Origin of the sequence: Pseudoalteromonas sp. SWXJ133 (assembly GCF_015864365.1) — a bacterium.
Classification (GTDB): domain Bacteria; phylum Pseudomonadota; class Gammaproteobacteria; order Enterobacterales; family Alteromonadaceae; genus Pseudoalteromonas; species Pseudoalteromonas arctica.
Window position 1 is genome coordinate 180,423 of the sequence record NZ_JADYXJ010000005.1, and the last position, 26,367, is coordinate 206,789.

Here is a 26,367-nt window from a genome sequence, read left to right on the forward strand (position 1 = left end):
AGGCTTCTTATATAGCTAAGGGCTTCTTATATAGCTAAGAGCTATTTAGCGTTTGCTGCTTGAATTTGAGCTTTCACTTTTTGCATAAAGTCAGCCATATTTTCTTGGCGGTCGGCCTCTATGCTTTGGGCAATGGCTAATTGGCTCATTGATTCGCTCCACTCCTTCATGCCGGGAACTTGTGCTAGTACATCCCAATTAAGCTGAGTAGAGCCAAAGGCGCTAACAATGGTGTTTACGTAATAAACGTAAATGTCTGCCATTGTGAATTGCTCGCCTGCAATCCAAGGTGAAAACTTACCTAGTTTGGTTAATGCAGTAACGCCACGAGTTAATACTTGGCGTACTTCTGTTTTAAGAGCCTCAGGAACTTCATTACCCGAAAATACATAAGGGATGAACCGTCTGCTTGGCAGTTCAAAATAAAGCTCTGCTATTTTCATAATTTGACGAATAACTGCGCGCTCACCTGCATCTTTAGGGTATAGCGGAGTTTGTGGGTACGACTCCTCTATAAAGTCGCAAATAACACTCGACTCAGAAATATTAAGGCCATTAGCTGTTGTGATTGCAGGCACTTTGCCTGCAGGGCTTATTGCTAGTAACTCTTCACTACCGCCGTAAACAAGGTGTTCTTTAAATGGCAGTCGTTTGTGTAAAAGTACATGTTTAACTAGGTTGTAATAATTGCTAGCAGCAAAACCGTGCAAAGTAATCATAAGTCAGCTTTCCATTATTAACGTGAGGATACTCATTGCCAAATAATGCAATTTTGGTCCCCGTGTTTAAGTTGAGCCTATTATTACTTGTTTTAATTTGCTTATATATAAGGGAAAATGCGAATCACTTTTGTCTTTAAGACAATAAAGAATTTTATTTAATGGAGAAGCGACTTGGATCAACTAAAAGCCATACGGTATTTTATTAAGGTGGTTGAAACAGGCAGTTTTACCAAAGCCGCAAAAGCATTTGGTGTGCCGCCTTCGTCGTTGTCGAGGCGAGTGGCCGATTTAGAAAAAAGCCTAGGGGCGACGCTTTTAAAACGCTCAACCCGCATAGTTAAGCTGACCGAAGTAGGGCAAATTTACTACAGCGATGTACAAAAAATAGTGAACCAGCTTGAGCAAAGCCACGAAACGGTTCGAAGTTACCAAACAACCCCAAAGGGGCGTTTATCTATAAGTTGCATGGTAGGTTTTGGCGACAAAATGCTCATGCCGCTGCTTGATGAATTGAGCGCGTTATACCCTGAAATAATACTCGATGTAAGCTTAAGCGATGAGCTGTCGACACTCGGGCGTGACGATGTTGATATTGCTATTCGTGGTGGTTATGCACCCAATGAGCGCGTGATAGCAATAAAACTTATGGATAATGGCTTTATACCTGTGGCGTCGCCCTGCTATTTACAAAAACACGGAGTGCCAAGTAACGCCATGGAATTAAAGCACCATAATGGGCTTTATTTTAAAACGCCTTCAGGGCCAACGCCGTGGTTATGTAAAGTAGATGAGCAATGGCATGACGTTTCTGGGCCTGCTGTCGCTATTTCAAATAACGGGTCGTGGCTTGCTAAAAAAGCATGTAACGGGGAAGGTATTTTAATGTCAACTCGATGGGCACTGGCTTCATATCTTGAGCTGGGTGAGTTACAAGAGCTTAAGTTTGAGCATGAGGTGGCAATAACTCAAAATTCTAATATGGCTGTTTATTTGTTGTATCAAAAACAACGTTATTTGGTACCAAAGGTAAAAGCGGCGGTCGATTTTTTAGTACAAAGAATAAAAGAAACAGGTGAAGGTAGTAAGCAAATAAAATAGCCTTTAAGAGTAAGGTGGGTAGATTAATAGAGTGTCGGATGGCGCTTCGCTTATCCGACCTACGCTTATCCGGTTTATTTTTACCAGATATATATTTATGTTTGTTTAACTTATTAATAAATTATTTGTATAAATAATAGGTAAAAAATGCGCCTTTAGGCTAAAGCTTTTAACTAAGCGCCCGATAAGTTACTTAATAGGGTTTAGCGATTAGGGATAATCATGGTTAATAATATATTTGGCAGTCAGGCTAATCTAAGCACTATGCTTGCCCAATCAGTTAATAACGCCAACCAAATATCTGCGACACCTTCACTGCATAGCAGTGGCGACCTTCAAGCTATTAATGATTTACAAACTAATGCGCCTAAAATAACCGACGAGTTATTAAGCCAGCTAAATGATGAAACGATTTACGAAGCACTAGCCAGTAATCAAAAAGTAGGGGATATTTTACAACAGCAACTTACCTCGCTATTTATTATTACAAGCACGCCTAGCACGCTTAACTATAAACTCTCCGATGAAGAACTCGCCCTGCGCACCGTAATAAGTTCTCAGCATGAGGGGTTATTAAAAAATGAAAACAGCACCCAATTAATTGAGCGATTAAATACATCCGTTAAAAATATTCAGGGTGCTTATGCTAATACCAGCGATATTTTATCAAGCTTGGGGCAACTTGGGCATGAGCAAAAAACGTTTTTAGCCTCAAGCCAGCAACGTGTTGAGCGCACGCTTAATCCATACATGGAAAGTGCTAACCGTAGCAAGTACGAGGATGACGATAATTATTTATTTGAGCTCTCGGTAAAAACCAAAGAGGGTGATGTAATAAATATCACTTTTAATTCGTCACAAGGCTTTGATGAAAAAACGGGCGAAGCCGTTGATGGCTTTGGCATAAGTTACGAAGTAAATGGCGATTTATCTGAGGCTGAACATGCGGCTTTAACGCAGGTTATGGCGGGTGTTGGCGAAATGGCCGATGAGTTTTTTAAAGTGAGTGAAAACTCATTTAATCCTATTATAGTGCCAAACCAAACAGACATGAGTTTAGACTTTTTAGCAGGCTTTAATAGTGAGCAGCTAGCGGGTTTTAATGTGTCGTTTTCAACAACGCAAAATGATGCGCTTGATACAGGCGAAAACACGCTTGATTTAAGTTACTCAATAGATGAAGCGACAAATCAACAAGCACTTGTGTTTAAGGCTGAGAATGGGAAAAACGAAATCGACTTTGCACTCGATATGTCGACCATTGGCGCTAAAGACACACAGCAAATGCAGCAGTATTTAGCGTCCCTCGATCAAAGCTTAGAAGATAGCCGAGTAAACAGTACCGAGGATAGTAAAGACTCGGCATTTGGTCGTAAAGGGGATGAGACAATGCAGCAAGGTTTTGCATTATTTAAAGGCGCTTTTACAAGTATGTCGTCAGCGGCTGAACGTTATAGCAATATTGAGTCGCTTGCAGATAAGCAATTTAATGACGGGCGCGCTATGGTTGCCGATTTAGTTGATAACATGATCGCAAACGATCCCCGTTACCAAGGGCTTGGTAATAAAGCACCCAATACATTGGGGGCGGGTGTGTCTAAGCTCGCTGATTTTGATGCTACGTTTTCTTACGCACTGGATAGCGGTGACTATCAGCCTAAAAGTACCATTGAGCTAAGCCAAGCGACTGAGCAAACCCAATTAGGCGAGCTTAGCGGTTTAACACAAAGTAAAAATGTAAGTAGCCACTTTGATTATCAATACAGTCGCCCCGACTACTACGACAAAGAAGAGAGTTATAACGTAGGTACCGCAGTTAAAAATAAAGAACTTGTGGGGCTTGACCAGTCTCACGAAGTTGATGTTGATACAAAAATGTATGCGTTTAACCCTCAAACAAATCAATACGAGCTGCAAATGGCGATGCAAGAGCAAACCATTAGTAAAAGTGACATTCGCTTAATTGACGATATTTGGCTTGAAGAAAACGAAAACAGCTACAACATGAATAAAAAAGAGCGTGTTGAGAGCGACGAAAAGCAAGATGACTTTAAAACAACCAGCAGTCATTCTCATAATAAGTTAGTTACCTTAATTGGTGATTTAGACAAGCTGGCTGAAAATAAAGACGTAAGACGCGAGTATTTAACTAACTTATCGCAAGTTAACTTTTTTATGGATAAAAAGTAACGGTCTTGAGCTGTTCACTCCACACTTAATATTGGGTATAGTCGTTTAATACCTAAATTAATACCTAAATTAAGAGCAACCTTATGTTTAAACAATTAATTTTACTGTGCGCTTTAAGCATGCCGCTTGTAAGCTGCGCTGCTACGGCGCCATTTTCGGGCGAGATAAGTACGCAAGAACTGCTAAGCGACTACAACAAGTTTAACGAGCAATACAAAGCGTATACACCAACAGCACAAGATATAGCCCTAATGCAAAAGCTAGAAGGCAAAGAGCTTATTGTATTATTTGGTACGTGGTGCCACGACAGTGAGCGCGAAGTGCCAAAGCTGATTAAGTTACTTGATGCGTCGAAAGTTGAACTTGCAAGCATTGAATATGTGGCCGTAGGTTACAACAAGCAAGACGATGCAGGCATTGCACAGGCTAATGACTTGCAATACACACCAACGTTTATTGTTAAACAAAATGGCAAAGAGTTAGTACGCGTAATTGAAAAACCAACGGGTACATTGGCGCAAGATTTAACGCAGGGTTTGTAAATAGAGCTTGTTCGTATTTGGGGTTAACGATTTAGCAAATAGGTTTATAAGTTAGCTGTTGGGCTGCTATGAGTAGTCTCCTGATACTTTAATGTGTAAAGGCCAAAAATTTCCCCCTTTGGCTGAGCAAAAATAGGAATTCAGCTATGGTTTGCATATCAATTAAAACAAATAAAAAACTAATTAATCTACAAGCTCGTTATGGTGTTTCTTAATATGTTTAAGGATCTCCGTAAAAATTTGATTGCTGCGATCCTTAGTCCTTTAATTGTATTACCAGTCCTTGGTTTTTGTTATTTTTATGCGGGTATAGAAAATTATACTTCTCTTAGTTCATTAATTTCAGGTGTTGGTTTTGGTGTGTCAATAGGGATGGGAAGTTTATTTTATTTCTATCCTTTAATGTTCATTTACGGATTACCTATTAGCTTATTACTCCAAAAGTTAAATTTATTTAAATTACCTGTAGTTTTAATCTTAAGTATACTTCCAGTTTTTTTACTTAGTCTTTTTAGTGAATTTAATCGTGCAACATTGGTTCTTCATTTATTAGTACTTTCAATGGGTTTAACTAGTTGGCTTATATATAATAAATTAAGGTAACACCACAAAAAGCGATTAATGTTACACAACCGTTTTCTTACTCGACTTACAGCTCAGATCTAAATCTACTCATACAAAAATTATTCACTAAACAGGCTTTTTTCGAATGCTTGCGCAGCATGAGAAGACGGTCTGTCTTTGTAGTGTAATTGGTATAATGGTCTTGATAACTCGACGTCATTTGGCTGTTCTAGCCGTGTTAATTTACCCAATTGTACTAAATCGTCTGTGACTACATTAGGCAATAAAGCAACGCCCATTCCTTGTGCTACTGCTCTTGCTATTGCTTCATTACTTCCGAGTTGCATACAGTTTTTTGCCGTAATACCGTGTTGCTGTAATAACTTAACCGACACCTCTAAAGTGCCCGAGCCAGGTTCGCGTAGTAACCAAAATTGATTGTTTAACCATGCTTTTACATTTTTAGCGGGTTTTAAATTGCTTGGTATAACCACACTCATTAAATCGTTTTGCCAGTGCTTACTAATAATGTGTGGCTCGGTGGGTGTGCCCTCAACCAGTGCTAAATCGATGGTGCATTCAAGTAGTGCGTGCTCAATTTGCGCAGTATTAGCCACTTGTACTTCTACTTTTATATGTGGGTACTGCGCGCAAAATTTAGCTAAGTAAGGAGGCAGCCAATAGCTGGCAATGGTGGTGCTGGTGCCTATAACCAATGTGCCGCGCTTAAGCCCTGTGCGCGATTTAATATCTTCAATGGCGGCTTTTTCTATGGCAAAAATACTACGCGCATGTTCAAAAAGCGCTTGCCCGCCTTCACTTAAAGTGAGTTTTTTGCCTTTAGATGCACGTTCAATAAGTTGAATATTTAATTGATACTCAAGCTCTTTTAGCGCTTTAGATACCGCAGGTTGGCTTATAAAAAGCGCCTCGGCTGCGCTTGAAAAACTACCAAGCTTTGCTACCGTATAAAACACCCTAAGTGCATGTAAATTCATTGCGCCTCTCAAATTACATAACCTTAAGTTATCGAATCATGATTTTAATATATTGGAGTTATATTTTGGCCTTTATTAAAATGAAGTCAACTAATTAGAGTTGTTTGATTGAGGGAATATTATGCTTAGCGCTATTAAAAATGGGTTACAGCCTTTAGGTGTTAACACTAAACAGTATGGTGACTCTCGCTGGTGGATTGGCATGTTACTGGTTATTGTACTTGCGGGCGTTTCTGTTGCGCTTAGTAAATTACCAATAATGCAAACTGCGCAATTTAGCTCACTCACTATTGGTATTGTGGTTGGTATTATTGTGGGTAACAGTATTTTTTCGGGTATAGCGACTCATACCGATGTGGGCGTTGATTACGCTAAAAGTATTTTGCTCAAAGCGGGCGTTGTGTTGTTTGGTTTTAGAATAACCTTTACGCAAGTAGCGGGCGTTGGTTGGAGTGGCTTACTAACTGACATTGTTATGCTTGTTGGTACATTTATATTAGCAATTCAACTTGGCAAACGTGTATTTAAGCTAGATGAGCAAACAACTATATTAATTGGCGCGGGTAGCTCTATTTGTGGCGCTGCAGCGGTGATGGCAACCGAGCCTGTTATAAAAGCACAGGCGCATAAAGTATCAGTAGCGGTAGCAACGGTGGTGGTGTTTGGTACGCTAAGCATGTTTGCCTACCCAATAATGTTTGAGTACATGGGATTGAGCGAACACGCATACGGTATTTTTGTAGGCTCAACCATTCATGAAGTAGCGCAAGTGGTTGCAGCGGGCACTGCGGTAAGCGCTAACGCGGCCGACACCGCAGTAATAGAAAAAATGCTAAGAGTGATGATGCTTGCGCCATTTTTAGTGGGTTTATCATTTTGGCAAAGTAAAAAAAGAGCAAAAGCAGGTGATGCAGCAAGCAGTGAGGGCGATAAATCAGGTATTACTATCCCTTGGTTTGCGGTGTTATTTATAGTGGCCAGTGGTGTGCATTCACTCTCTATTATTCCTCAAGTGACTACAAACGCAGTTGTTTGGTTTGATAATATATTACTCACCATTGCGATGGTGGCTTTGGGTTTACGCACACATGTTGGGGCAATTCGCCAAGCGGGTATTAAACCGCTGTTACTGGCACTGTGTTTATTTTTGTTTTTAACGTTAGGCGGCTTTGCCATTAATATAGGTATTGCTGAGCTGTTTTAAACGTTATTTGGTAAAAGTTGATTGGCTTAAATTGGCCAATCAACTTCGTTTAAGTCATCCAGCTGCGCGCTGGTATTTTTATTACCTTGCCATTTATTAGTGTAAATACCGAGCGGATCAAACTGTAACGTTTGTTTTTCAATATTAAAGTGCCTACCGCCACGCGGATCTACACCTACGCCCGCTATGTATTGCCAGTTGCCCCAGTTTGCGGCTACGTCGTAATCAATCAATTGCTGTTCAAAATAAGCCGCGCCATAGCGCCAATCAAGGCCAAGTTCGTTAACTAAACAACTTGCCGCAACTTGCCTTGCTCGGTTTGATATATAACCAGTGGCATTAAGCTCATTCATAATGGCATTGACCAATGGGAAGGGTGTTGAGCCATTACACCACGCAGCAAAGCGGTTTGGCATAAACGTTGTTAGGGGTTTGGTTTGTTTTTGGCCTTTAAAGCTAAATAAGCTGTTGCCCGCATTGAGTGCATGCCATTTAAAATACTCTCGCCATAGCAATTCAAACTTAATCCAATAAGTAGATTCGTTGACGATATGTTTATGTTCGTACTCTTCAACCGCTTTATAAACTTGCCGTGCACTTACACAGCCAAAGGCAAGCCAGGTACTAAATTTTGTGGTGTTATTAAAGCCATCAAGCTCGTTTCGAGTTGTTTTATAGGTACTTGGCAGTAAGCCCGAAAAGTACTGCGCTAAATGAGCTTGCGCACTTTTAAATCCGCCGTGCATTATCGCGTTGTTGTCATCAGTATGTTCAGTAAGCTCAATTGGTTTGGCCGCACATAATGTTATAGGTTGAGGGAGTAAACCTTCAGGTAACATTGAGAGAGTTATAGGTATATTGGCTGCCTCTACCTTTTTACGAAACGGCGTAAAGCTTTTAGGCAGCTCGTTTAAATTAAAAGGTAGGTCGCTTTGTTTAAATAGGGTGTCTTGCAGCACGCCTGTAAATTCTGTATTTGGGCAATGCGCTTTAAGTAAACTTATTTGGCGTTGCTCGTACAAACCGATTTGCTTGCTAAATACAACTTCATCAATGTTTAGATCATTTATACGCGCTTTTAAAAGCGCTATTGGTTCACCTTCAAGCACGTGCAGTGTTTGTCCGCGTTCAATAAGCGTCTGCTGTAGCTCAAATAAGCTTTGCATTAAAAACTGTTGTTTATGCACGCCATATGGTTTTTGTTGGTAGTTATTATTTTTGAACCAATGCGGATTTATTACAAATACAATATCGAGTGCGCATTGCTGCGACGCAAGGTCACTAAAAATAGTGTTGTCAGTGAGGCGTAAATCGTTTTGTAGCCAATATAAAATGCGTTTGCTCATACTTATGCTCTGGTTTTTGTAAATCATTAACTTTACGAAGTAAAAGCCGGTAGGGATTAGTCAGCTGCAAGTTTTAGTAATGAAGCGGTGAGCAAGTATTACTTACTCACCTGCTTAGGTTTTATTTAACTGGTTTGGTCGTGTTAGTGAGGTTAATAGATACATAAGCAATTAAATACACAAATACGCTAAGCGGTAAACTACAAATAAATAAAGCAATTTTGTACTTTTTAGCAATAGATGGTTTAGGCAATATGATTGCAAAAAGCATATTCATTGCTAACCAAAAAATAGTAACGAGTGGTGATAGCGTTGTTTTAGCGCTTGATAAATCACACGTGCCGAATGAAATACTGGCAATAGATGCGTTACCTATTTCAATACATTGCGCATTACCTATTAGACTGATGGTAACTAATGTTGTAATTAATAATAGTGCTAGCGGCAGTAAATGTTTCATATTTTTTCCTTAATTATTTAATTTTATGGGTCGCTCTACAGCGCCTAAATAAATTAAAACGTTAGGTAAAAAATAACGATAATAAAGCCGTTAACTAGTTATTATAAAGTTATAACCACGATATTACCTCGGTTATAACTTTAATAAATCATTACTATTCAGTGGGTTGTGATTTAACTTCTGCTATGAGCTGATAACCTCGCTTCATTACAGACTTTATATATTTGGGGTTTTTTGTGTCGTTATCGTTAAGGGCTACACGTAGTTTGCTAATAACTCGCCTAACTGCAGTGTCGGTTACTATTTGATTCTCCCATACATTATTATGTAACTCTTCTAGGCTAACTATCCTTGGTTGTTGTTCAACTAAATAGCTTAGTACCTGCATGCATTTAGGCTCTAATGTGAAGTGGTTATCTTCTTTAATTAAGGCCTGTTGCATGCTGTCAAAAGTGTACTCACCAATTATTAGCTGCTTAACGCTCGGTTTTTCTATAACAGGTTCCGCGCAATCATGGTTAGGTTGGGCTTTGTTTTTTGCGGTGTTTGAATGTTTTTTATAAATGCGAGATACCATCATTCCAGTTAAATTCATTAATAGTACTAACGGGCTCAGTGGGAACGTACAAAGAAAAAGTAAATATTTAAATCCCACGTGTATATTTGGTTTATTAAGCATTTGCCCAAATAACACGTTTAAAAGCATCCATATAATAAAATAAGGCGTAAGGGAAATTGAATCTGTTTGCTCCCCACAAACGCCATATTTTACGCCCTCTATGTAGTTTGATGCGTCTAAACAAAACGCATTAGCTTGGCTGCTAAATAAAATGAGTGGTATGAAAATAATGATTTGTTTCATTAAAAAGTCCATTTAGAAAGAGGCGGTAAATAATACCGCCTCCTTTAATGTTAAATAGCCGATTTTTGCTCTGCTATCCAATCGTTTATTACATCCTCAAGTACTGACATAGGCAATGAACCTTGGCCGATTACGGTGTCGTGAAAGCTGCGAATATCAAACTTAGCACCTAGTTCTTGTTCAGCTTTTGCGCGTAGTTCGCGTATTTTTAGCTCCCCCATTTTGTACGAAAGCGCTTGGCCTGGCCATGATATATAACGATCTATTTGATCCTCCACCGCGCTTTGTGGCAATGCAGTGTGATCTGCCAAGTAGTCTATTGCCTTTTGGCGGCTCCAGCCAAATGCATGAATACCTGTATCAACAACAAGCCTCACTGCGCGCCACATTTCGTAACCTAAACGACCAAAGTCGCTATAAGGGTTTTGATAAAAGCCGGCTTCTTTGCCTAAGCGCTCGGTGTAAAGCGCCCAGCCTTCGCCAAATGCTGAGTGGCTAAGTGTGCGTCTAAACTGGGGCACGTCTAACTCCATTGCAATGGCGTTTTGTAAATGATGCCCTGGTATTGCTTCGTGTAGGCTAAGTGCTTCTAAATTATATAAAGGTTGTAGCTTAGGTGTTGAGGCTAAAAAATAAGTACCCGGTGAGCGATTATCAGCCGGTGGCATATAAAACGCGCCACGACTCGCTGAGCCTTTTATTGTAAAGGTGTTACGTGGTAAATGGCCAAAGTAGGTGGGTAACTTGCCATACATTTTTTGCGTTATAAAAGCTGTTTTTTCAAGCAAGTCTTGCGCGTCTGTTGCGTAAAATTGCTCATCGGTTGCTAAAAATTCTAAAAACTCAGCATAAGTGCCATCAAAGCTTACTTTATCAATAATGTTTTGCATTTGCGTTTTTATACGCGCCACTTCTTTTAAGCCAAGCTCGTGTATTTGCTTGGGTGTTGCATTGGTTGTGGTGTAATAATTTACCGCATATTTATAATACTCAAGCCCGCCTTTAACGCTTGAAATACCTGGCTCTGCTCTACAGTTAGGCATGTAATCGTTTTCAAAAAAGTCGTAAAAGTGCTGATAAGCTGGTACTACTTTTGAGCTAATTAAGGCTTTTGCTTTATTTTGGTATGTGGCCTTTTGCTCTGCTGTAAACGTATTTGGTATACGTGTAAAAGGCTCGTATAAGGCACTGTTTTCAGGTTGCTTAACTATATGAGCGTTAATGCTCTGGCTGTAATTTTCAAATGTTTTGCAGTAGTGCGTATACCCCAGTTCAATTCCTTCCTTCATCAAGTTAATGTTTTCTTGATTAAAGCGAGGGTAGTCGGCAAGGCTTACTAAAAATGCGTTGTAATCATCAGGTGTTAAAAATGCCATATTAGCCGGTGCTTCGGCAAAGTAGGTATGCCAGCCACTTAAAAAGTTAACCTGAAAATACTTATCTTGAAAAAGGTAACTTTGCTGCTCTGTTTCTCGCTCGTATTTAAATAAACGGTAGTTCATTAACTGCGAGCTGCTCAGCGTTTTAGGATCTATTTTACTTAAGTTTTTTAATACATTGTTATTATAAGCTTGGCGCTTTGCAATGGCTTGTTCGGTCCAATTTGGTAATGTACCACTGGGTTTCCAACCATCAGGGTCGGTACGAAAGAATATTTTTTCGGCTTTTGCATTTTGCCAATGGTTATCAATAATGGTTTTTAAATCTGCATTGCTATCGGCTGCGCTCGGCAGTGATGCTACAGCTAAGCAAATAGCTAAAATTGTTTTTTTGAACATATTATTCTCATTTTTAGCGCGTTAATTTTTATTAGTGTACGCACATTTATCATTTTTGTTTTTAATATAGTACCAAGTTAACTTTATTAATGCGCTTACTTTTATAACCAGTATCAATTGGTTTTACTTTTTGATTGAACAAATTTCACCGCTGAAGTGAGTGGGCCACTAGTTTATTGTTTTATCAGCGTTTAGAATGATTAAAACTAATTACAATAAAAGACCGTCATGTTTAATAAAGTAATAACGCTGATTGATGAAGCTAATAACCAAGACCCTAATACTGAGCAGCACAATGGGCAAAGCTTTCCAAAAGAAAGCTTATACGGCTTGCGTATGAGCGAAATGCTAACTCGTTTTAAACCAGATGCCGATGAACTCATGCAAGTTGCAGTGCGTGCACAGCATATTCAGCGTTGGAAGTCGCCACGTAGTGACTTTGAAATGAACAAGCAGGGTTATCATCAATGGCGCAGCGCACTTTATATTTTTCATGCGTCACTAGCCGTTGAATTAATGAAACAAGCTGGGTTTAACGATACGGACCAAAACCGTGTTTATAACGCTGTTGCTAAAAAAGATATTAAGCGCAATCCAGATAGCCAATTAGTAGAAGATGTAGCGAGTTTGGTGTTTATTGAACACTACATGCTTGGGTTTGCCAATGCAAAACCAGATTACAATGAAGAAAAATGGATTGGTATTATTCGCCGCACATGGCAAAAAATGTCAGATGAAGCCCATGAGTTTGTACTTACAGGTAATATTACATTACCAGATCCACTTGTTGGGCTTATTCATAAAGCGCTTGAGTAAAGTAGTGTAAGCTAGGTATTAAAATAAAAAGGATTTTTAGAATGTTATGCCCACGTACAAATGCCTCTCTTGAGCCGTTATTAATTGGCGGTATTACTGTTTACACTTCAGTGCAAGGTGGCGTATTTTTTGATAACAGCCAAATTTTTAAGTTTAGCTCGCCAGAGTTAAAGCACGGTCAGGTATTACTTAAACACTTAAGTAACTATATTGAAGGTGAGGGCGATGTCTCAATGCGAGTAAATTGTCCTAAATGCCCAAGTATTGTGATGATGCGCCGGTATTTTTCACCGCTTAAAGTGGTTGAAATAGACGAATGCCCAGGTTGTGCAGGCATATGGCTTGATAGCGGTGAACTGGCAAAAATACACGAAAACCATTTAACACCTAAAGAGCGAAAGCTATTAGCTCATGAAATGGCAACCAATCATGGCTTTATAACTATTAAATCACCTACTTCTAGGTTTATGCCAACTAATAAAAATAAAAGTGCACATGAAGCCACGGTGGAAAACTTAGTGCGCTTAGCTTTACTTGGTTTGTAACTCTTAATAACATATTAAAACAAAAACGGCGTACTAAAAAGTACGCCGTTTTTATTGTAATAAACTAACGCTTGAAAAGTTTATTTATTACGGTTTTCTTTAGCAAATGCACGTATTTTACGCTTTTGCGACAGTGTTACTTTATTAACACGACCAGCAAATGGGTTTTCACCTTCTCTAAATTCGATTTTAATAGGTGTGCCCATAATTTTAAGCGCTTTACGGTAGTAGTTCATCAGGTAGCGTTTATAACTATCTGGTAAATCTTTAACTTGGTTACCGTGAATAACAATACGTGGTGGGTTATAACCACCGGCATGCGCATATTTGAGCTTAACACGACGACCACGAACAAGTGGCGGCTGGTGATCGGCTTGAGCCATGTCCATAATACGACGTAACATTGCAGTACTTATACGTTTAGTAGCTGATTCATACGCTTCGTCAACAGACTCGAATAAATGACCAACACCTGTACCGTGTAGTGCAGATATAAAGTGTAGGCGTGCAAAGTCAATAAAGCCTAAACGGCGATCGAGCTCTGATTTAATACGATCTTTAACGTAATCGTCTAAGCCATCCCATTTGTTCACTGCAATTACCAATGAACGACCTGAGTTAAGCGCAAAGCCTAATAAGCTTAAATCTTGATCTGAAATACCATCGCGAGCATCAACAATCAATAACACAACGTTACAATCTTCGATTGCTTGAAGCGTTTTTATAACTGAGAACTTCTCAACTACGTCACTTACTTTTTTACGCTTACGAACACCTGCGGTGTCAATTAACACATACTCTTTTTCATTTCGAGTCATCGGAATGTAGATAGAGTCACGTGTTGTACCTGGCATGTCGTATACAATTACGCGATCTTCACCCAGTATACGGTTTGTAAGCGTTGACTTACCAACGTTAGGGCGACCAATAATTGCAAGCTTTACAGGTTTGTCTGCAAATGCCTGGTGATCGGTATCGCTGTCTTCATCTTCTTCGTAAAGATTAATAAGCTCTTCGTCATCGCCTGTTACGTCTTCGTCTTGTGCAGCTAATTCAGCAATAAGCGGCTGAAGTGTTTGCTCAAGTAATAACGTAATACCACGGCCATGCGATGCAGCAATATGATGAATTTCACCTAATGATAATTGGTAAAATTCAGCACAGTTTGAATCTGCATCAATACCATCGGTTTTATTAGCAACAACAAAACACTTTTTATCTTGCTTGCGCAAGTGATTAGCAATTGCTTGGTCAGCTACGGTCATACCTACACGAGCATCTACTAAAAACAGAACAATGTCGGCTTCTTCAATGGCTAGCAGAGATTGATCTGCCATTTCGATTTCGATGCCTTCTTCTGAGCCATCAATACCGCCCGTGTCTACCACGATAAATTCATAGCCATCGTAACTAGCTTGGCCATATTTTCTATCTCGTGTTAAACCTGGAAAATCGGCTACGAGTGCATCACGAGTACGTGTTAAACGGTTAAATAATGTGGATTTGCCCACATTGGGTCGCCCAACTAGAGCGATCACGGGAAGCATAAACTACCTCTTTAAAAAACAACAAAAGGCTTCGCAGTGCGAAGCCTTAAAAAAACCATATGACTATTAGTAACTTAGTTTGGTATTTTTACCATACTAACTTCACCATCACGGGTGTATAAAATTAGCTTATCGTCGGCAACAACTGGCTCAACAAAAAAGCCCGAGCTGTCAAAGTCTTCACGAGATACTAGCTCGCCATTTTCTTTATTTAGCCAATGTAGGTTACCTTCTTGGTCGCCTAAAGCTAAGTGGCTACCTGCAACTGCAGGCCCTGTTAGGTACCAACCACGTAGAGCGGGTTGGCTCCAACGTTCAATACCTGAATTTTTATCTAATGCGTAAATAACACCATCGCTATCTACTAAATAAATTGTTTGTGCATCCATCGCAATTTCGCGGTAGCTGCTGTACTCACGTTTCCATACAACATTGCCAGAGCGAATATCTACAGCAGCTAAGTTGCCGTTGTAAGCTATAGCGTAAGCGTATGGACCGCTAATAAGTGGTTGAGTGTCTACGTCAACTAGGCGTTCAAATTCTGATGCGCCTTTAGCAACCGCAATTTCTGCGCTCCATGCTGAGTAACCACTGTCTGAAATTAATACGCTTAGCTTGCCTGTTTCAAGGCCTACTAATACACCACCGTTAGCAACGGTTGGCGAGCTTTGTCCGCGTAATGTTAGTGGTGGAACTTCTTGTTCAAAGCTCCAACGCTCTTCGCCTGTATCTGGGTGAAGGGCTAACAATTTACCAGAGCCTAAATTTACAAATATTAAGCCATCGCCTGCTGTTGGTTTAGACAGTGATTCGCCTGGTACGTTTTTACGCCAAACTTCTTCACCGGTTTCGCGATCAAGAGCAATAATAAAGCCGTGTTCAGAACCTATATAAATTTTACCATAGGCTTGCAAAATACCACCTGATAATTTTGCATTTCCGTTGTTAGCCCAAGGCCAAAATGATAAGTCTTGGCGTACATCGGTTTCCCATTTTGTATCGCCATTATCAAGCGAAAGCGCTTCTACTTGGCCTTCGCGGCTAGCAACATACACAGTATCTTTGTAAACTGCGGGTGTTAAACGAGAAAAATAATGCTCTACGCCATCACCTACAGATTCTTGCCAAACAACGTCAGTTTCAAATTGGTTTACAATTTCAGGAAGTACTAGTTCATCTTCATCATCACTTGATGAACAACCCATCAATGTTGCCATACATAGGGCAAGAGCTGCTGTTGTAAATTTTTTCATGCCTAAAACCTTATGCCGCTGGGCTAGTTACTGCTAGGTCATCTAACTTAATTTGTAATAGTGGGTTACTTGTTAATCCACCCGCATCTATTGCTGCTTGGTATGCAGTACGTGCTTGATCTTTATTACCTTGCTCAGTGTAAATGTCGCCTTTAAGCTCGGCCACGTTTGCATTGAACGCTTCAGGTAATGGTGCATTTAATGTCGTTAATGCATCGTCATATTTAGTTTGCGCAATTTGAACACGTGCTAAACGTGTAATCGCAATTGCTTTTAATTCTGTATTTGGCGTATTAGACACAACCCAGCTTAGCTTTTCGCTTGCTACGTCTAGTTTTTTCGCTTCTACTGCGTCTTTTGCAGCAACGAATGCAGCAAGTGTTGCGTAGTTTGTGTCTTTATTTTCGCTAATAAACGCATCAGCTGAAGATAAAACATCATCGCTTTCAACAAGCGCTGTATATGAATCTGATGCTTTTTCAGCGGTAGTAATTTGGTTTTGGTTATATGCTTTCCAGCCATATAAGCCACCTAGGCCAACAAGTATACCTAGCGCAAGTGAAATGCCGTTTTCACGGAAAAAGCGTTTAATGGCTTCTGCTTGTTGTTCTTCTGTTGAATAAATATCCATTCTTACCTCTAATGTTCGCTTAGCCGTTAATAAGCTCAGCTAATAGCGCTTTAGCTTGTTCTAATTCTAATGTGACTTGTTCTTTACGCTCGCGTAAATACTTGATGGTCACAACGCCTTTTTCTAATTCATCTTCACCAATAATCACTGCAACAAGTGCATCGCTTTTATCAGCACGTTTTAATTGTTTTTTAAAGTTGCCGCCGCCCGCATGTACCATAACGCGTAAACCCGGTACGTCTTTACGTAGTTGCGCTGCAATTGCAGGAGCTTGAATGCTTGCTTTGTCGCCCATTGCTGCTAAATATACATCAGCATTACGACGAATGTCACCTACACACTCAAGTGCTTGTAGTAATAATACTAAGCGCTCTAGACCCATTGCAAAACCAACTGCTGGCGTTGCTTTGCCGCCAAGTTGTTCAACTAAGCCATCGTAACGTCCGCCAGCACATACAGTGCCTTGTGCACCTAAACTGTCGGTTACCCATTCAAATACAGTGCGGTTGTAGTAGTCTAAACCACGTACTAACTTTTCATTAACCGTATATGAGACGCCAGCAGCGTCTAAACGTTCACATAAATTTTCAAAATGTTCTTTTGATTCAGCATCTAAATTTTCAGACAATTTAGGTGCATCAGTTAAAATTGCTTGTACGTCTGGATTTTTGCTATCAAGTACGCGTAGTGGGTTTGAATACATACGACGTTTTGAGTCTTCATCAAGCACATCAATGTGTTGCTCAAGGTAGGCTACTAACGCATCACGGTAATCTGCACGCGCTTCGTTAGATCCTAGAGAATTTAGCTCTAAACGAACGTGGTCAGTAATACCAAAGGCTTCCCATAGTTGCGCTGTTAATAAAATAACTTCTGCGTCTATATCTGCTGTAGCAATACCAAATGTTTCTAAACCAAATTGGTGAAACTGGCGGTAACGACCTTTTTGCGGACGCTCGTGACGAAACATTGGACCCATGTACCAAAGGCGTTGTTCTTGATTGTATAGTAAGCCATTTTGGTTGCCAGCACGTACGCATACTGCGGTGCCTTCTGGGCGAAGTGTTAATAAGTCGCCATTGCGATCGGCAAAGGTGTACATTTCTTTTTCTACTATATCGGTAACTTCACCAATAGAGCGTTTAAATAAGTCGGTTGATTCTACAATAGGAAAACGAATTTCTTGATAACCGAACGATGCTACTGTCTCGCGTAAAATGTTTTCTACTTTCTGCCAAACTTGTGTATCGCCCGGCAGACAATCGTTCATACCGCGAACTGCCTGAATTTGTTTTGCCACTGATAAATCCTAAATGCTGTTTTTTGTGTAATAAAAAATGCTTACACAACAAGAATGCTAAAAATTGACCCGTCATTATATACCCAAATGACCCCATGATGCGAGTTTCAGTTGGAATTAAAAGCGATTTAGGCAAGGCATTGATTGAAAGTAATAGTGGTTCTATTGTTAAAATCAATAACGCAGTATAAATCGCTTTTAAACCAACCCGTTGGGCGGTTCACAGACACTTACTCTCATCGTTGTTACTTTTTAAAAGGGGTTGCCATTCTTGCAAAGTAACGCCTTGATATTAAGAGCCTGTGAAACGCTGAATTCTGTGTCTTGGGGTCGTTTGGGTATCCACTAGCTATAAAGGTAAACGGCAAACCACGCGGTTTGCCATCTTAAACGGTATTTATTCGACTATTTTTATGTCAATCGGTGTTTGGTTCTGCTTTTTCTCTATAAAGTCGCGTACATAACCTTCAAGCTGGTCAACAATGTTGTTGTTATCAATACGCGCTTTTTGGCGTTCGCCATTTATATACAAACCAGAACGACGACTTGCACCGGCAAGCCCTATATCACTCACAAGCGCTTCACCTGGTCCATTTACAACGCAACCAATTACTGAAACTGACATAGGCTCTATAATATCTTCAAGGCGCTCTTCAAGTTGGTTCATGGTGCTTACTACATCAAACTCTTGGCGTGAGCAGCTAGGGCAGGCAATAAAGTTAATTCCACGCGAACGAATGCGCAATGAATTTAAGATATCAAAGCCTACTTTAATTTCTTGTACCGGGTCGGCAGCAAGTGATACACGCAAGGTATCGCCAATACCTTCGGCAAGAAGCATACCTAAACCTACTGCAGATTTAACAGAGCCTGAGCGCATGCCGCCCGCTTCGGTAATACCTAAATGCAGTGGTTGGTCTATTTCTTTAGCGAGTAAGCGATATGCACCTACAGCTAAAAATACGTCAGACGCTTTTACTGATATTTTAAATTGATCAAAATCAAGGCGGCGTAATATATCTACATGGCGCATTGCTGATTCTAATAGAGCTTCTGGTGTTGGTTCTCCGTATTTTTCTTGTAAATCGCGCTCTAGTGAACCGCCATTTACACCAATACGAATAGGAATGTTATGCTCGCGTGCAGAATCGACCACAGCTCTTATACGCTCTTCACTACCTATATTACCCGGGTTTATACGCAGGCAATCAACGCCGTATTTTGCCACTTTTAAGGCTATACGATAATCAAAGTGAATATCTGCAACTAGCGGAATCGTTACTTGCTCTTTTATACTTTTAAACGCTTCGGCTGCATCCATTGTTGGTACTGATACACGGACTATGTCGGCACCTGCATCTTGTATTGCCTGTATTTGTGCAACAGTTGCATCAACATCCATGGTGTCGGTGTTGGTCATTGATTGCACTGCAATAGGGGCACCATCACCAATAGGGACGTTACCTACATTGATTCGGGTGGATTTTCTGCGTTTAATTGGAGATTCTGAAAACATAGCGACTACTCTGCTAGTGGTAATGTAAATTTGGCTAAACGGTTTAGAGGAAATGCAGACACATCTACAGGTTCACCGTTTAAAGTAATGTTTACAACGTCATGCTTACCAAGCACAACTGAAAAAGGAGGCGTTCCGCTTACGGTCATTATGTAGCCTGCCTTTTTAACACCGAACGCTATTTTTTCGCCTTCGCCATCGTAAATTTCCACCCAGCTTTCGTCATTAAAGTTCATAACAATAGTACTCGTACTATCATCTTGGCTATCGCTAATAGAAGCAAGAGGAGTTGTTTCTACAACTACCTCAGGTTCACTAGGTGTAAGCGCACTTTGCGGCTCTAACAATGGCTCGTCATCAATCTCAGCTTGTTGCTGTTGCTGCAAAAAACTTGGTTGGGCGGCCTGTCGTTCACTCATTTTTGAATTGGCGACATTTATGTTACTGGTTTGCTCTTCAATAGGTGTCGCGTTTTGCCAAAACCATAAAGCAGATAAGCCAATAACAATCGCTAAAATTAAGTAGCTAAATAGCATTAAACGACTGTCGTTTGCTTCTTTCTCTGTTCTGCGCGAAAAACTCTGCATATTTTCTGGTTTTGTTGGCTCTGGTGGTGCTGGCATCATTGCTAAAATAGGTGCGCTATCTACTTTTAATTCACGGCAATAATTTTTTATATAGCCTTTAACAAAAGTGATAGGACCTAGTAATGCAAATTCATTGTTTTCAAGGCGTTTAATTTGCAACTCAGATAGTTTTAAAGGTGCAGCAATAGTCGCTATGCTAACGTTGGCTTGCTCCCTGTGATTTTTTAATATTTGGCCTACAGTCGGCTGCTCTGTCTGTGTTTGTGTTTGTATATTTTCTTCATTCATAATTTGTATGAGTCTGGATCCACTAGTAAAAGTCTATGCCCTGGGTTTAGTGCTATATCAGGACTTAATTTATTCCATCGCATTAATTCATCAATTAACACATGCCGCTGGGTAGCTATATCGTAAAGAGAATCACCAGCTTTAATTTCATAATAAACATTCGGATCGTTTAGATAAATTTTACTTCCATTCATTACTCTATCCGACTCTTTTAAACCATTCCATTGTAAGAGTTTTTGTAGTTTAACATTGTATCGTACCGAAATGCTAAATAGGTTTTCGCCAACGGCAATTATATGAAATGGTACTTGTAAAGCTGGTACTTTAGGGTTAAGCATTGGGAGCTCAGTTTTCTGTACTGCCTCGTAACTTTTAAATCTAATATCAGCACCATTTTGATAGTTGCTGTTTTCAAATACGGCTGTATTTTTAGTCGCTTCATAGAATACCACGTGACTACTATTTTTTTGAGTGGTAACTACAGGTACTACGTTAGTGTTTTTGTTGTTTTCTTGTGAATTAAGCTGATTTGCTTTAGGCGCGCCAAACGAAATTATTTTTACTTCATCATCAGCTTTGCCAGATTGCTTTTTTACTACAGGCATTTTTTTAGGTTCGTAAGTGGGCTTAGCCTTCATAGGCGCTGCTACTATAGACTCCGCAGAGTCGTGTTCAGTGGTAAGTGCAAGCATAACAGCTGATGTATCGGTAGACTTGCTTGGTACGACGACTTTAGGAGCTATAATTTGTTTTGCTACTATTGTATTTCCATCGGCTTGATTTTCTCTTGCTATAACCGGATTCAAGTCTTGGTTATATGCTGTTGCGAGGTTTTTATCTGTTTTTTTCTCGTCATTTGTTACTAAGCTTGTTGAGCCGTCCTCTGGTGAACGTTTCTTTCTAATTACTTTTATTTTTGGCTTTGAACTAATATGTGTGCCGCTTTCATCATTTTTTATTTCTTTTAATTGCGCTTTGCGGTATTTTTCTCGCAGTATTTCAAACTCATTAAAACGTGTTCTTTTCTCTTTTAATGCATAGGCTTCGTTACTGGTAGAGTAAGTTTGTAAAATAGTACTGGAGATCTTTTCAGCCTCTTCTATTCTGCCCATTCTGTTTTTTACAAGGTAGCTAAGCATTAATGCGCGAGAAGATACTCGACCTGTGCTTTCGTAGCGTTTTAAAAGTTCACTGGCTTTGTATAAGTCACTTTTAGCGTAATACAGTGCAGCTAAGCTAATTAACGTAGATGTACGTTGAGAGCTGTGATTAAGTGCTTGCTGGAAGTAGCTTTCTGCATTTTCAAAATCATCAAATTCGATAGCACATAACGCTAAGTTTTCGTAGCTTTCGGCAACGCGAATATAACTTGGTACTTCAATGGCTTTTAAAAATTGATCAGTTGCACGGTCGTATTCATCAATACCACATAAAAATACACCGTAGTTGTTAAGGGTATTAGGATCGTCTGGCTTTATTTCGAGTGCTTTTTGGTAGGCTTTATCTGCTAGCTGATTTTCGCCTACTTGTTGATAGTAATAAGCAAGAGAGTAATGTACTTCAGGTAGGTCAGGAGCAAATGCAGCTGCACGTTCTAAGTTGTATTTGGCTTGAGAGTTATTACCCGTTTTTAGATACTGTAGGGCTAAAGCAATTCGTGTTCGTGCTGCGCCAGTATTATTAATTTTATTTTCGACGACGGGCTTATTACTACCGTTATAACTACTTTCGCTAACACAGCCGCTTATGGCAAGTGTCGATAGTGTTATAGCAAGTATAGATCGCATTACCATATCTCTTCATTTTTAGTCCATGGCACCTATCTTACCTAAAACCTTTGATCTTGCATCATTTATTTGAAAATAAGCAACTTAACCACCCTACATAACTAATTCACATAGGGTGGTTATAGATTATGCTTGGTGGATGTTAACGCTAATTGCGTTATCGTCACGCATTTTCTTTTTAGCTAAACGTTTAGTACGGTCAACTACATCACCTACTAACTGTCCGCAAGCGGCGTCAATGTCGTCACCGCGAGTACGACGCACAATACAGGTAACGCCTGCTGCTTGTAATACTTTTGAAAAACGGTCAATACGGCTATTGCTTGAGCGAGTGTACTCATTACCCGGGAACGGGTTAAACGGAATAAGGTTGACCTTACAAGGTGTGCCTTTTAACGTTTGCACTAATGCATGCGCCTGATCGGTGCTGTCGTTAATGCCATTAAGCATAACGTATTCAACTGTTACGTCTTTATTGGCTTTCGAACCATCGATATAACGACGACATGAGGCTAAAAACTCTTCGATAGGGTACTTTTTATTAACCGGTACTAAAATATCACGCAGTGCGTTATCTGGTGCGTGAAGTGATATAGCCAGTGCTACGTCAATTTTCTCTTTTAGTAAATCAAGTGCGGGTACAACGCCTGAAGTGCTTAATGTTACGCGGCGCTTAGATAAACCAAAGCCCCAATCGTCCATCATTAATTCCATTGCTGGCACTACGTTTTTAAGATTAAGTAAAGGCTCGCCCATACCCATCATTACAACGTTAGTTACTGGGCGCTTTTCACTATGACCATCAAGGCCAATATCTTTAGCTACACGCCAAACTTGGCCAATAATTTCAGATACTTTTAAGTTACGGTTAAAGCCTTGTTGCGCAGTAGAACAAAAAGTACATTCAAGAGCACAACCAACTTGTGATGATACACATAAAGTAGCGCGCTCTTTTTCAGGGATCCAAACGGCTTCTACTTCTTGGCCGCCTTCCAGAATAAGTGCGTACTTAATAGTACCGTCGCTTGCTTGCTGGCGAACGGTGATTTCTGGCGCTACAATTTCGCATTCAGCTTTAAGTTTTTCTTTAAGCTTTTTGTTTACGTTGCTCATATCGTCGAAGTTATCTACGCCAAAATGATAAATCCATTTCATAACCTGGTCACTACGAAACGGCTTTTCACCGAACGATGCAAATAGCTCGCGCATTGCATCTCGGTTTAAATCTAATAAGTTAATCTTTTTTTGCTCGGTCATGAAACAACCTCAATCGGTGACGGTGGAGATAAAATTTACGAGGACGAATTGTACACAATTCACTCACTTTAATCATTAAGTAAAACATTATTAGTTTACTGATTAATACTTTACGTAATGACTAAAAAAGGGCCCGAAAGCCCTTTTCAATATGTTAACGAATTCGAATTAACGAGTACGTGAACAAAGCTCTTCGTCAGCGAAGAAGTAAGCAATTTCGCGAGCAGCAGATTCAACAGCATCAGAACCGTGAACAGCATTTTCGTCGATGCTATCAGCGTAGTCTGCACGTAAAGTGCCAGCTAGTGCTTCAGCAGGGTTAGTAGCACCCATGATTTCACGGTTTTTAAGAACAGCGTTTTCGCCTTCAAGAACTGTAACCATTACTGGACCAGATGTCATGAAAGATACTAAAGCACCGAAGAAAGGACGTTCGCTATGTTCAGCGTAGAAACCTTCAGCTTTCTCTTGTGAAAGGTGAACCATTTTAGCTGCAACGATTTTAAGGCCAGCAGATTCGAAACGGTTGTAGATAGCGCCAATGTGGTTTTTAGCAACTGCATCAGGTTTTACGATTGAAAAAGTACGTTCTAAAGCCATCTTTATGCTCCAATAATTTTAAGTAAAAGTGTGAATATTAACGGGCGCGAATTATACGCGTTTTAAGTGAAAAATCCTAATTTTATTAAAAACCAGTTTGGTTGCCGTTTTGTGATCTCGATCAAATACAAATTATTGACCGCATTTATACTGTCGCGCTTCTGTTTACTTATTTGTTAATGACTAATCTGAATTCTGCTTGGGATAGATTTATTTTTCAGAGTTTAGGTTAACTACTTATGCAACTGGTTTAAACCCAGTTTGATGTATGGAGCGCACATGTCACCCGTTATTTCTTCAATGCCTTTTATTCCTGAATTACTATGCCCCGCAGGCAGTTTAAAAAACATGCGCTACGCTTTCGCTTATGGAGCTGATGCGGTTTATGCGGGGCAGCCTCGTTATAGCTTGCGTGTACGTAATAATGAGTTTGACCTAGACACTCTGCAAGTCGGCATTAGTGAAGCCCATGCGCAAAATAAAAAGTTTTATGTGGTGTCTAATATTGCGCCGCATAATGCCAAAGTTAAATCGTATTTACGTGATATAGAACCGGTTATTGCGATGCAGCCCGATGCGCTGATTATGTCAGACCCTGGTTTGATTATGCTTGTTCGTGAAAAATGGCCAGCCATGCCAATTCACTTATCGGTACAGGCAAATGCGGTAAATTACGCGAGTGTACAATTTTGGGCAAAGCAGGGAATTGAACGCGTTATTTTATCGCGGGAGCTGTCGCTCGAAGAAATAACCGAAATACGCACATTCTGCCCAGACACCGAACTTGAGGTATTTGTACATGGTGCACTATGTATGGCGTATTCAGGGCGTTGTTTACTCTCTGGTTATATAAATAAGCGCGACCCAAATCAAGGCACGTGTACTAATGCATGTAGATGGGATTATGATGTAAAACCTGGGGTTGAAAACGAAACCGGCGAAATGGTGCATAAAATTGACCCAAAACAGGTTATTCCTACACTGGGTGAAGGCGCGCCAAGTAACGATGTATTTATGGTAGAGGAACAAGGTCGCCCTGGTGAGTATATGCCTGCGTTTGAGGATGAACACGGCACGTATATTATGAACTCAAAAGATTTACGCGCAGTGCAATACGTAGAGCAGTTAACAAAAATGGGTGTACATAGTTTAAAAATAGAAGGGCGTACTAAGTCATTTTATTATGTAGCGCGCACAGCACAAGTTTATCGCAAAGCAATAGACGACGCAGCTGCGGGTAAACCATTTGATACTAACTTATTTAAAACTCTCGAAAATCTAGCGCATCGTGGTTATACCGAAGGCTTTTTAAAACGCCACGCCCATCAAGATTATCAAAACTATGAGTACGGTCATTCTGTATCAACTAAACAGCAATTTGTGGGTGAAGTACTTGGGCGCTGCGAAAATGGATTAGTTGAAATTGACGTTAAAAATAAATTTTGTACAGGCCACTCCTTAGAGCTTATGACACCACAAGGTAACTTTACTTTTAAGCTTGAATATATGGAAAACAAAAAGGGCGAAAGTATTAGCGATGCTAAAGGCTCCGGTCACATTGTAAAAATCCCGCTAAATAAAGCCATTAACTTAGCGCATGCTATTTTAATGCGTAATCTTGAGGAACACCAAGATACTCGTAATCCATTTAAACAAGCTGTTTAGCTACAGCTGAATATAGTTTTTTCAAAAAAATCGGGGTTATAAAAACCCCGAGTTTGCGACTTTATTTAAAATAATATTAATTATTTTTCAAGTTGCTTTAGCTTATCTCTTCGCTCTTTACGTTTTTGTTTTAATGTTTTGCTTGCATGTTTTTTAGGTTTTTCTTTACTCATTACAAATAACTCCAACTAAATATATAAAATTAATAAATAAAAATTGAAATAATTGACTCTATATTTCCTCCTTAATATTAATGGCTATTATTTCCCAAAGGTGGGATTCCCCAGCTTCTTTATATTCAATAATATGATTTATTTTATGCCCTAAAAGAGCGACCCCAAGAGGAGAGTGAAATGATACGTCACTAATAAAGTGCCTTCGTTGGCTTGGAGGGACTAAAGTTATGCGGCGCTTAAAACCGGTGGTTATATTTTTAATGACCACCGTGCTATTAATTTGTACATGCGGATTGAATTTTGACCAAGGCCGCTGTGAATACTCGACTTCTTGTAGTAAATACGCAAGCTTCAGCGGTTGTAATAGTACCGCTGCGTCTGTGAAGTCATTTTTAGACAGGAAAGATTTTTTACGCTCGAACAGAAAAGAAAGCACGGACTAATCCCCACAAAAACTAAATCGAATTTAAATATATAAAGGTACAGTGTAACTGCCGAGTGTAAGGGTTACACTCAGGGCAAGAGCATGAAAAAACACTATAAATTCAATACCTTTTCAAGATAAGCTGTACTGCGCATCGCTTTCTTCTGCTTTGCTGGCATACCTTTACTAAAACTGGTTTCAGCCTTTAATT

24 protein-coding genes are annotated in these 26,367 nt (G+C 39.8%); 8 read left to right on the forward strand and 16 right to left on the reverse strand.

Annotated features, from left to right (window positions below; genetic code table 11):
- Window positions 1-41 precede the first annotated feature (41 nt).
- Window positions 42-719, reverse strand: a complete 678-nt coding sequence (locus I6F40_RS05820; RefSeq protein WP_197192639.1) for a glutathione S-transferase family protein — start codon at window positions 717-719, stop codon at window positions 42-44.
- 174 nt (window positions 720-893) lie between these two features.
- Between I6F40_RS05820 and I6F40_RS05825 the strand changes: the two genes are divergently transcribed.
- The 4 genes from I6F40_RS05825 (at window position 894) to I6F40_RS05840 (ending at window position 5,155) form a co-directional block, all read left to right on the forward strand.
- Window positions 894-1,820 carry a LysR family transcriptional regulator gene (locus tag I6F40_RS05825; RefSeq protein WP_166419857.1) on the forward strand — a complete coding sequence of 309 codons (927 nt, stop codon included), beginning with the start codon at window positions 894-896 and terminating at the stop codon, window positions 1,818-1,820.
- A gap of 222 nt (window positions 1,821-2,042) precedes the next feature.
- A complete protein-coding gene (locus I6F40_RS05830) occupies window positions 2,043-4,010 on the forward strand; it encodes a hypothetical protein (protein WP_197192640.1) in 1,968 nt (655 codons plus the stop codon).
- Between the two features lie 83 nt (window positions 4,011-4,093).
- Complete coding sequence (locus tag I6F40_RS05835; protein WP_165740657.1) at window positions 4,094-4,552, forward strand: TlpA family protein disulfide reductase; 459 nt, start codon at window positions 4,094-4,096, stop codon at window positions 4,550-4,552.
- A 216-nt stretch (window positions 4,553-4,768) separates the two neighbouring features.
- Window positions 4,769-5,155 (forward strand): hypothetical protein, encoded by a 387-nt coding sequence (locus I6F40_RS05840; RefSeq protein WP_165740658.1) that lies wholly within the window; start codon window positions 4,769-4,771, stop codon window positions 5,153-5,155.
- 80 nt (window positions 5,156-5,235) lie between these two features.
- Here the strand turns inward: I6F40_RS05840 and I6F40_RS05845 are convergent, their stop codons facing one another.
- Window positions 5,236-6,114, reverse strand: coding sequence for a LysR family transcriptional regulator (locus I6F40_RS05845; RefSeq protein ID WP_165740659.1), 879 nt, complete (start codon window positions 6,112-6,114; stop codon window positions 5,236-5,238).
- A 121-nt stretch (window positions 6,115-6,235) separates the two neighbouring features.
- On the opposite strand from I6F40_RS05845, the gene I6F40_RS05850 reads away from it, so the two are divergent.
- A complete protein-coding gene (locus I6F40_RS05850; RefSeq protein WP_165740660.1) occupies window positions 6,236-7,318 on the forward strand; it encodes a YeiH family protein in 1,083 nt (360 codons plus the stop codon).
- A gap of 26 nt (window positions 7,319-7,344) precedes the next feature.
- Here I6F40_RS05850 and I6F40_RS05855 read toward each other — a convergent pair whose 3' ends face one another.
- From I6F40_RS05855 to I6F40_RS05870, 4 genes are all read right to left on the reverse strand, one after another.
- A complete protein-coding gene (locus I6F40_RS05855; protein WP_165740661.1) occupies window positions 7,345-8,664 on the reverse strand; it encodes a DASH family cryptochrome in 1,320 nt (439 codons plus the stop codon).
- 121 nt (window positions 8,665-8,785) lie between these two features.
- Window positions 8,786-9,124, reverse strand: a complete 339-nt coding sequence (locus I6F40_RS05860; protein ID WP_165728760.1) for a transcriptional regulator — start codon at window positions 9,122-9,124, stop codon at window positions 8,786-8,788.
- 154 nt (window positions 9,125-9,278) lie between these two features.
- Window positions 9,279-9,986, reverse strand: a complete 708-nt coding sequence (locus I6F40_RS05865) for a winged helix-turn-helix domain-containing protein (RefSeq protein ID WP_165728759.1) — start codon at window positions 9,984-9,986, stop codon at window positions 9,279-9,281.
- Between the two features lie 50 nt (window positions 9,987-10,036).
- Window positions 10,037-11,764 (reverse strand): DUF885 domain-containing protein, encoded by a 1,728-nt coding sequence (locus I6F40_RS05870; protein WP_165728758.1) that lies wholly within the window; start codon window positions 11,762-11,764, stop codon window positions 10,037-10,039.
- A 228-nt stretch (window positions 11,765-11,992) separates the two neighbouring features.
- Here I6F40_RS05870 and I6F40_RS05875 point away from each other — a divergent pair, with 228 nt between their 5' ends.
- Window positions 11,993-12,580, forward strand: a complete 588-nt coding sequence (locus tag I6F40_RS05875) for a DUF4202 domain-containing protein (RefSeq protein WP_166379210.1) — start codon at window positions 11,993-11,995, stop codon at window positions 12,578-12,580.
- A 41-nt stretch (window positions 12,581-12,621) separates the two neighbouring features.
- Entirely contained in the window at window positions 12,622-13,125 is a 504-nt protein-coding gene (locus I6F40_RS05880) for a TFIIB-type zinc ribbon-containing protein (RefSeq protein WP_165728756.1), read from the forward strand.
- An 80-nt stretch (window positions 13,126-13,205) separates the two neighbouring features.
- Here the strand turns inward: I6F40_RS05880 and der are convergent, their stop codons facing one another.
- The 9 genes from der to ndk form a co-directional block, all read right to left on the reverse strand.
- A complete protein-coding gene (gene der / locus I6F40_RS05885) occupies window positions 13,206-14,672 on the reverse strand; it encodes a ribosome biogenesis GTPase Der (RefSeq protein ID WP_024592997.1) in 1,467 nt (488 codons plus the stop codon).
- Window positions 14,673-14,746: 74 nt separating this feature from the next.
- Entirely contained in the window at window positions 14,747-15,925 is a 1,179-nt protein-coding gene (bamB, locus tag I6F40_RS05890; protein ID WP_197192641.1) for an outer membrane protein assembly factor BamB, read from the reverse strand.
- A gap of 10 nt (window positions 15,926-15,935) precedes the next feature.
- Window positions 15,936-16,556, reverse strand: coding sequence for a YfgM family protein (locus tag I6F40_RS05895; RefSeq protein WP_007583431.1), 621 nt, complete (start codon window positions 16,554-16,556; stop codon window positions 15,936-15,938).
- A 19-nt stretch (window positions 16,557-16,575) separates the two neighbouring features.
- Window positions 16,576-17,856: a histidine--tRNA ligase gene (hisS, locus tag I6F40_RS05900; protein WP_024591179.1), complete on the reverse strand. Its 1,281-nt coding sequence runs from the start codon at window positions 17,854-17,856 to the stop codon at window positions 16,576-16,578.
- 397 nt (window positions 17,857-18,253) lie between these two features.
- Window positions 18,254-19,372 carry a flavodoxin-dependent (E)-4-hydroxy-3-methylbut-2-enyl-diphosphate synthase gene (gene ispG / locus I6F40_RS05905; RefSeq protein WP_166379208.1) on the reverse strand — a complete coding sequence of 373 codons (1,119 nt, stop codon included), beginning with the start codon at window positions 19,370-19,372 and terminating at the stop codon, window positions 18,254-18,256.
- Window positions 19,373-19,377: 5 nt separating this feature from the next.
- Window positions 19,378-20,247, reverse strand: a complete 870-nt coding sequence (locus I6F40_RS05910; protein ID WP_197192642.1) for a RodZ domain-containing protein — start codon at window positions 20,245-20,247, stop codon at window positions 19,378-19,380.
- Window positions 20,244-22,034, reverse strand: a complete 1,791-nt coding sequence (gene pilW, locus I6F40_RS05915; RefSeq protein ID WP_197192643.1) for a type IV pilus biogenesis/stability protein PilW — start codon at window positions 22,032-22,034, stop codon at window positions 20,244-20,246. The genes I6F40_RS05910 and pilW overlap by 4 nt, the downstream gene beginning before the upstream one ends.
- Window positions 22,035-22,160: 126 nt before the next feature.
- Window positions 22,161-23,291, reverse strand: coding sequence for a bifunctional tRNA (adenosine(37)-C2)-methyltransferase TrmG/ribosomal RNA large subunit methyltransferase RlmN (locus I6F40_RS05920; protein WP_024592994.1), 1,131 nt, complete (start codon window positions 23,289-23,291; stop codon window positions 22,161-22,163).
- Between the two features lie 168 nt (window positions 23,292-23,459).
- Window positions 23,460-23,891, reverse strand: a complete 432-nt coding sequence (gene ndk, locus I6F40_RS05925) for a nucleoside-diphosphate kinase (protein ID WP_007377442.1) — start codon at window positions 23,889-23,891, stop codon at window positions 23,460-23,462.
- Between the two features lie 279 nt (window positions 23,892-24,170).
- On the opposite strand from ndk, the gene trhP reads away from it, so the two are divergent.
- The gene (trhP, locus tag I6F40_RS05930; RefSeq protein WP_197192644.1) at window positions 24,171-25,556 is read left to right on the forward strand and encodes a prephenate-dependent tRNA uridine(34) hydroxylase TrhP; all 1,386 of its coding nucleotides are present in this window, start codon (window positions 24,171-24,173) and stop codon (window positions 25,554-25,556) included.
- A 231-nt stretch (window positions 25,557-25,787) separates the two neighbouring features.
- On the opposite strand, the gene I6F40_RS05935 is transcribed toward trhP, so the two are convergent.
- Complete coding sequence (locus I6F40_RS05935) at window positions 25,788-26,168, reverse strand: GreA/GreB family elongation factor (RefSeq protein ID WP_024604280.1); 381 nt, start codon at window positions 26,166-26,168, stop codon at window positions 25,788-25,790.
- Window positions 26,169-26,367 lie beyond the last annotated feature (199 nt).

What these genes read in the sequence shown, in the direction of transcription:
- trhP (WP_197192644.1), top strand. Translation starts at nt 24,171, where the DNA reads ATGTCACCCGTTATTTCTTCAATGCCTTTTATTCCTGAATTACTATGC.
- I6F40_RS05855 (WP_165740661.1), bottom strand. Translation starts at nt 8,664, where the DNA reads ATGAGCAAACGCATTTTATATTGGCTACAAAACGATTTACGCCTCACT.
- I6F40_RS05860 (WP_165728760.1), bottom strand. Translation starts at nt 9,124, where the DNA reads ATGAAACATTTACTGCCGCTAGCACTATTATTAATTACAACATTAGTT.
- I6F40_RS05840 (WP_165740658.1), top strand. Translation starts at nt 4,769, where the DNA reads ATGTTTAAGGATCTCCGTAAAAATTTGATTGCTGCGATCCTTAGTCCT.
- I6F40_RS05865 (WP_165728759.1), bottom strand. Translation starts at nt 9,986, where the DNA reads ATGAAACAAATCATTATTTTCATACCACTCATTTTATTTAGCAGCCAA.
- I6F40_RS05835 (WP_165740657.1), top strand. Translation starts at nt 4,094, where the DNA reads ATGTTTAAACAATTAATTTTACTGTGCGCTTTAAGCATGCCGCTTGTA.
- I6F40_RS05870 (WP_165728758.1), bottom strand. Translation starts at nt 11,764, where the DNA reads ATGTTCAAAAAAACAATTTTAGCTATTTGCTTAGCTGTAGCATCACTG.
- I6F40_RS05910 (WP_197192642.1), bottom strand. Translation starts at nt 20,247, where the DNA reads ATGAATGAAGAAAATATACAAACACAAACACAGACAGAGCAGCCGACT.
- I6F40_RS05895 (WP_007583431.1), bottom strand. Translation starts at nt 16,556, where the DNA reads ATGGATATTTATTCAACAGAAGAACAACAAGCAGAAGCCATTAAACGC.
- I6F40_RS05920 (WP_024592994.1), bottom strand. Translation starts at nt 23,291, where the DNA reads ATGACCGAGCAAAAAAAGATTAACTTATTAGATTTAAACCGAGATGCA.
- bamB (WP_197192641.1), bottom strand. Translation starts at nt 15,925, where the DNA reads ATGAAAAAATTTACAACAGCAGCTCTTGCCCTATGTATGGCAACATTG.
- I6F40_RS05845 (WP_165740659.1), bottom strand. Translation starts at nt 6,114, where the DNA reads ATGAATTTACATGCACTTAGGGTGTTTTATACGGTAGCAAAGCTTGGT.
- I6F40_RS05875 (WP_166379210.1), top strand. Translation starts at nt 11,993, where the DNA reads ATGTTTAATAAAGTAATAACGCTGATTGATGAAGCTAATAACCAAGAC.
- I6F40_RS05830 (WP_197192640.1), top strand. Translation starts at nt 2,043, where the DNA reads ATGGTTAATAATATATTTGGCAGTCAGGCTAATCTAAGCACTATGCTT.
- I6F40_RS05820 (WP_197192639.1), bottom strand. Translation starts at nt 719, where the DNA reads ATGATTACTTTGCACGGTTTTGCTGCTAGCAATTATTACAACCTAGTT.
- I6F40_RS05850 (WP_165740660.1), top strand. Translation starts at nt 6,236, where the DNA reads ATGCTTAGCGCTATTAAAAATGGGTTACAGCCTTTAGGTGTTAACACT.
- pilW (WP_197192643.1), bottom strand. Translation starts at nt 22,034, where the DNA reads ATGCGATCTATACTTGCTATAACACTATCGACACTTGCCATAAGCGGC.
- I6F40_RS05880 (WP_165728756.1), top strand. Translation starts at nt 12,622, where the DNA reads ATGTTATGCCCACGTACAAATGCCTCTCTTGAGCCGTTATTAATTGGC.
- ispG (WP_166379208.1), bottom strand. Translation starts at nt 19,372, where the DNA reads ATGTTTTCAGAATCTCCAATTAAACGCAGAAAATCCACCCGAATCAAT.
- der (WP_024592997.1), bottom strand. Translation starts at nt 14,672, where the DNA reads ATGCTTCCCGTGATCGCTCTAGTTGGGCGACCCAATGTGGGCAAATCC.
- ndk (WP_007377442.1), bottom strand. Translation starts at nt 23,891, where the DNA reads ATGGCTTTAGAACGTACTTTTTCAATCGTAAAACCTGATGCAGTTGCT.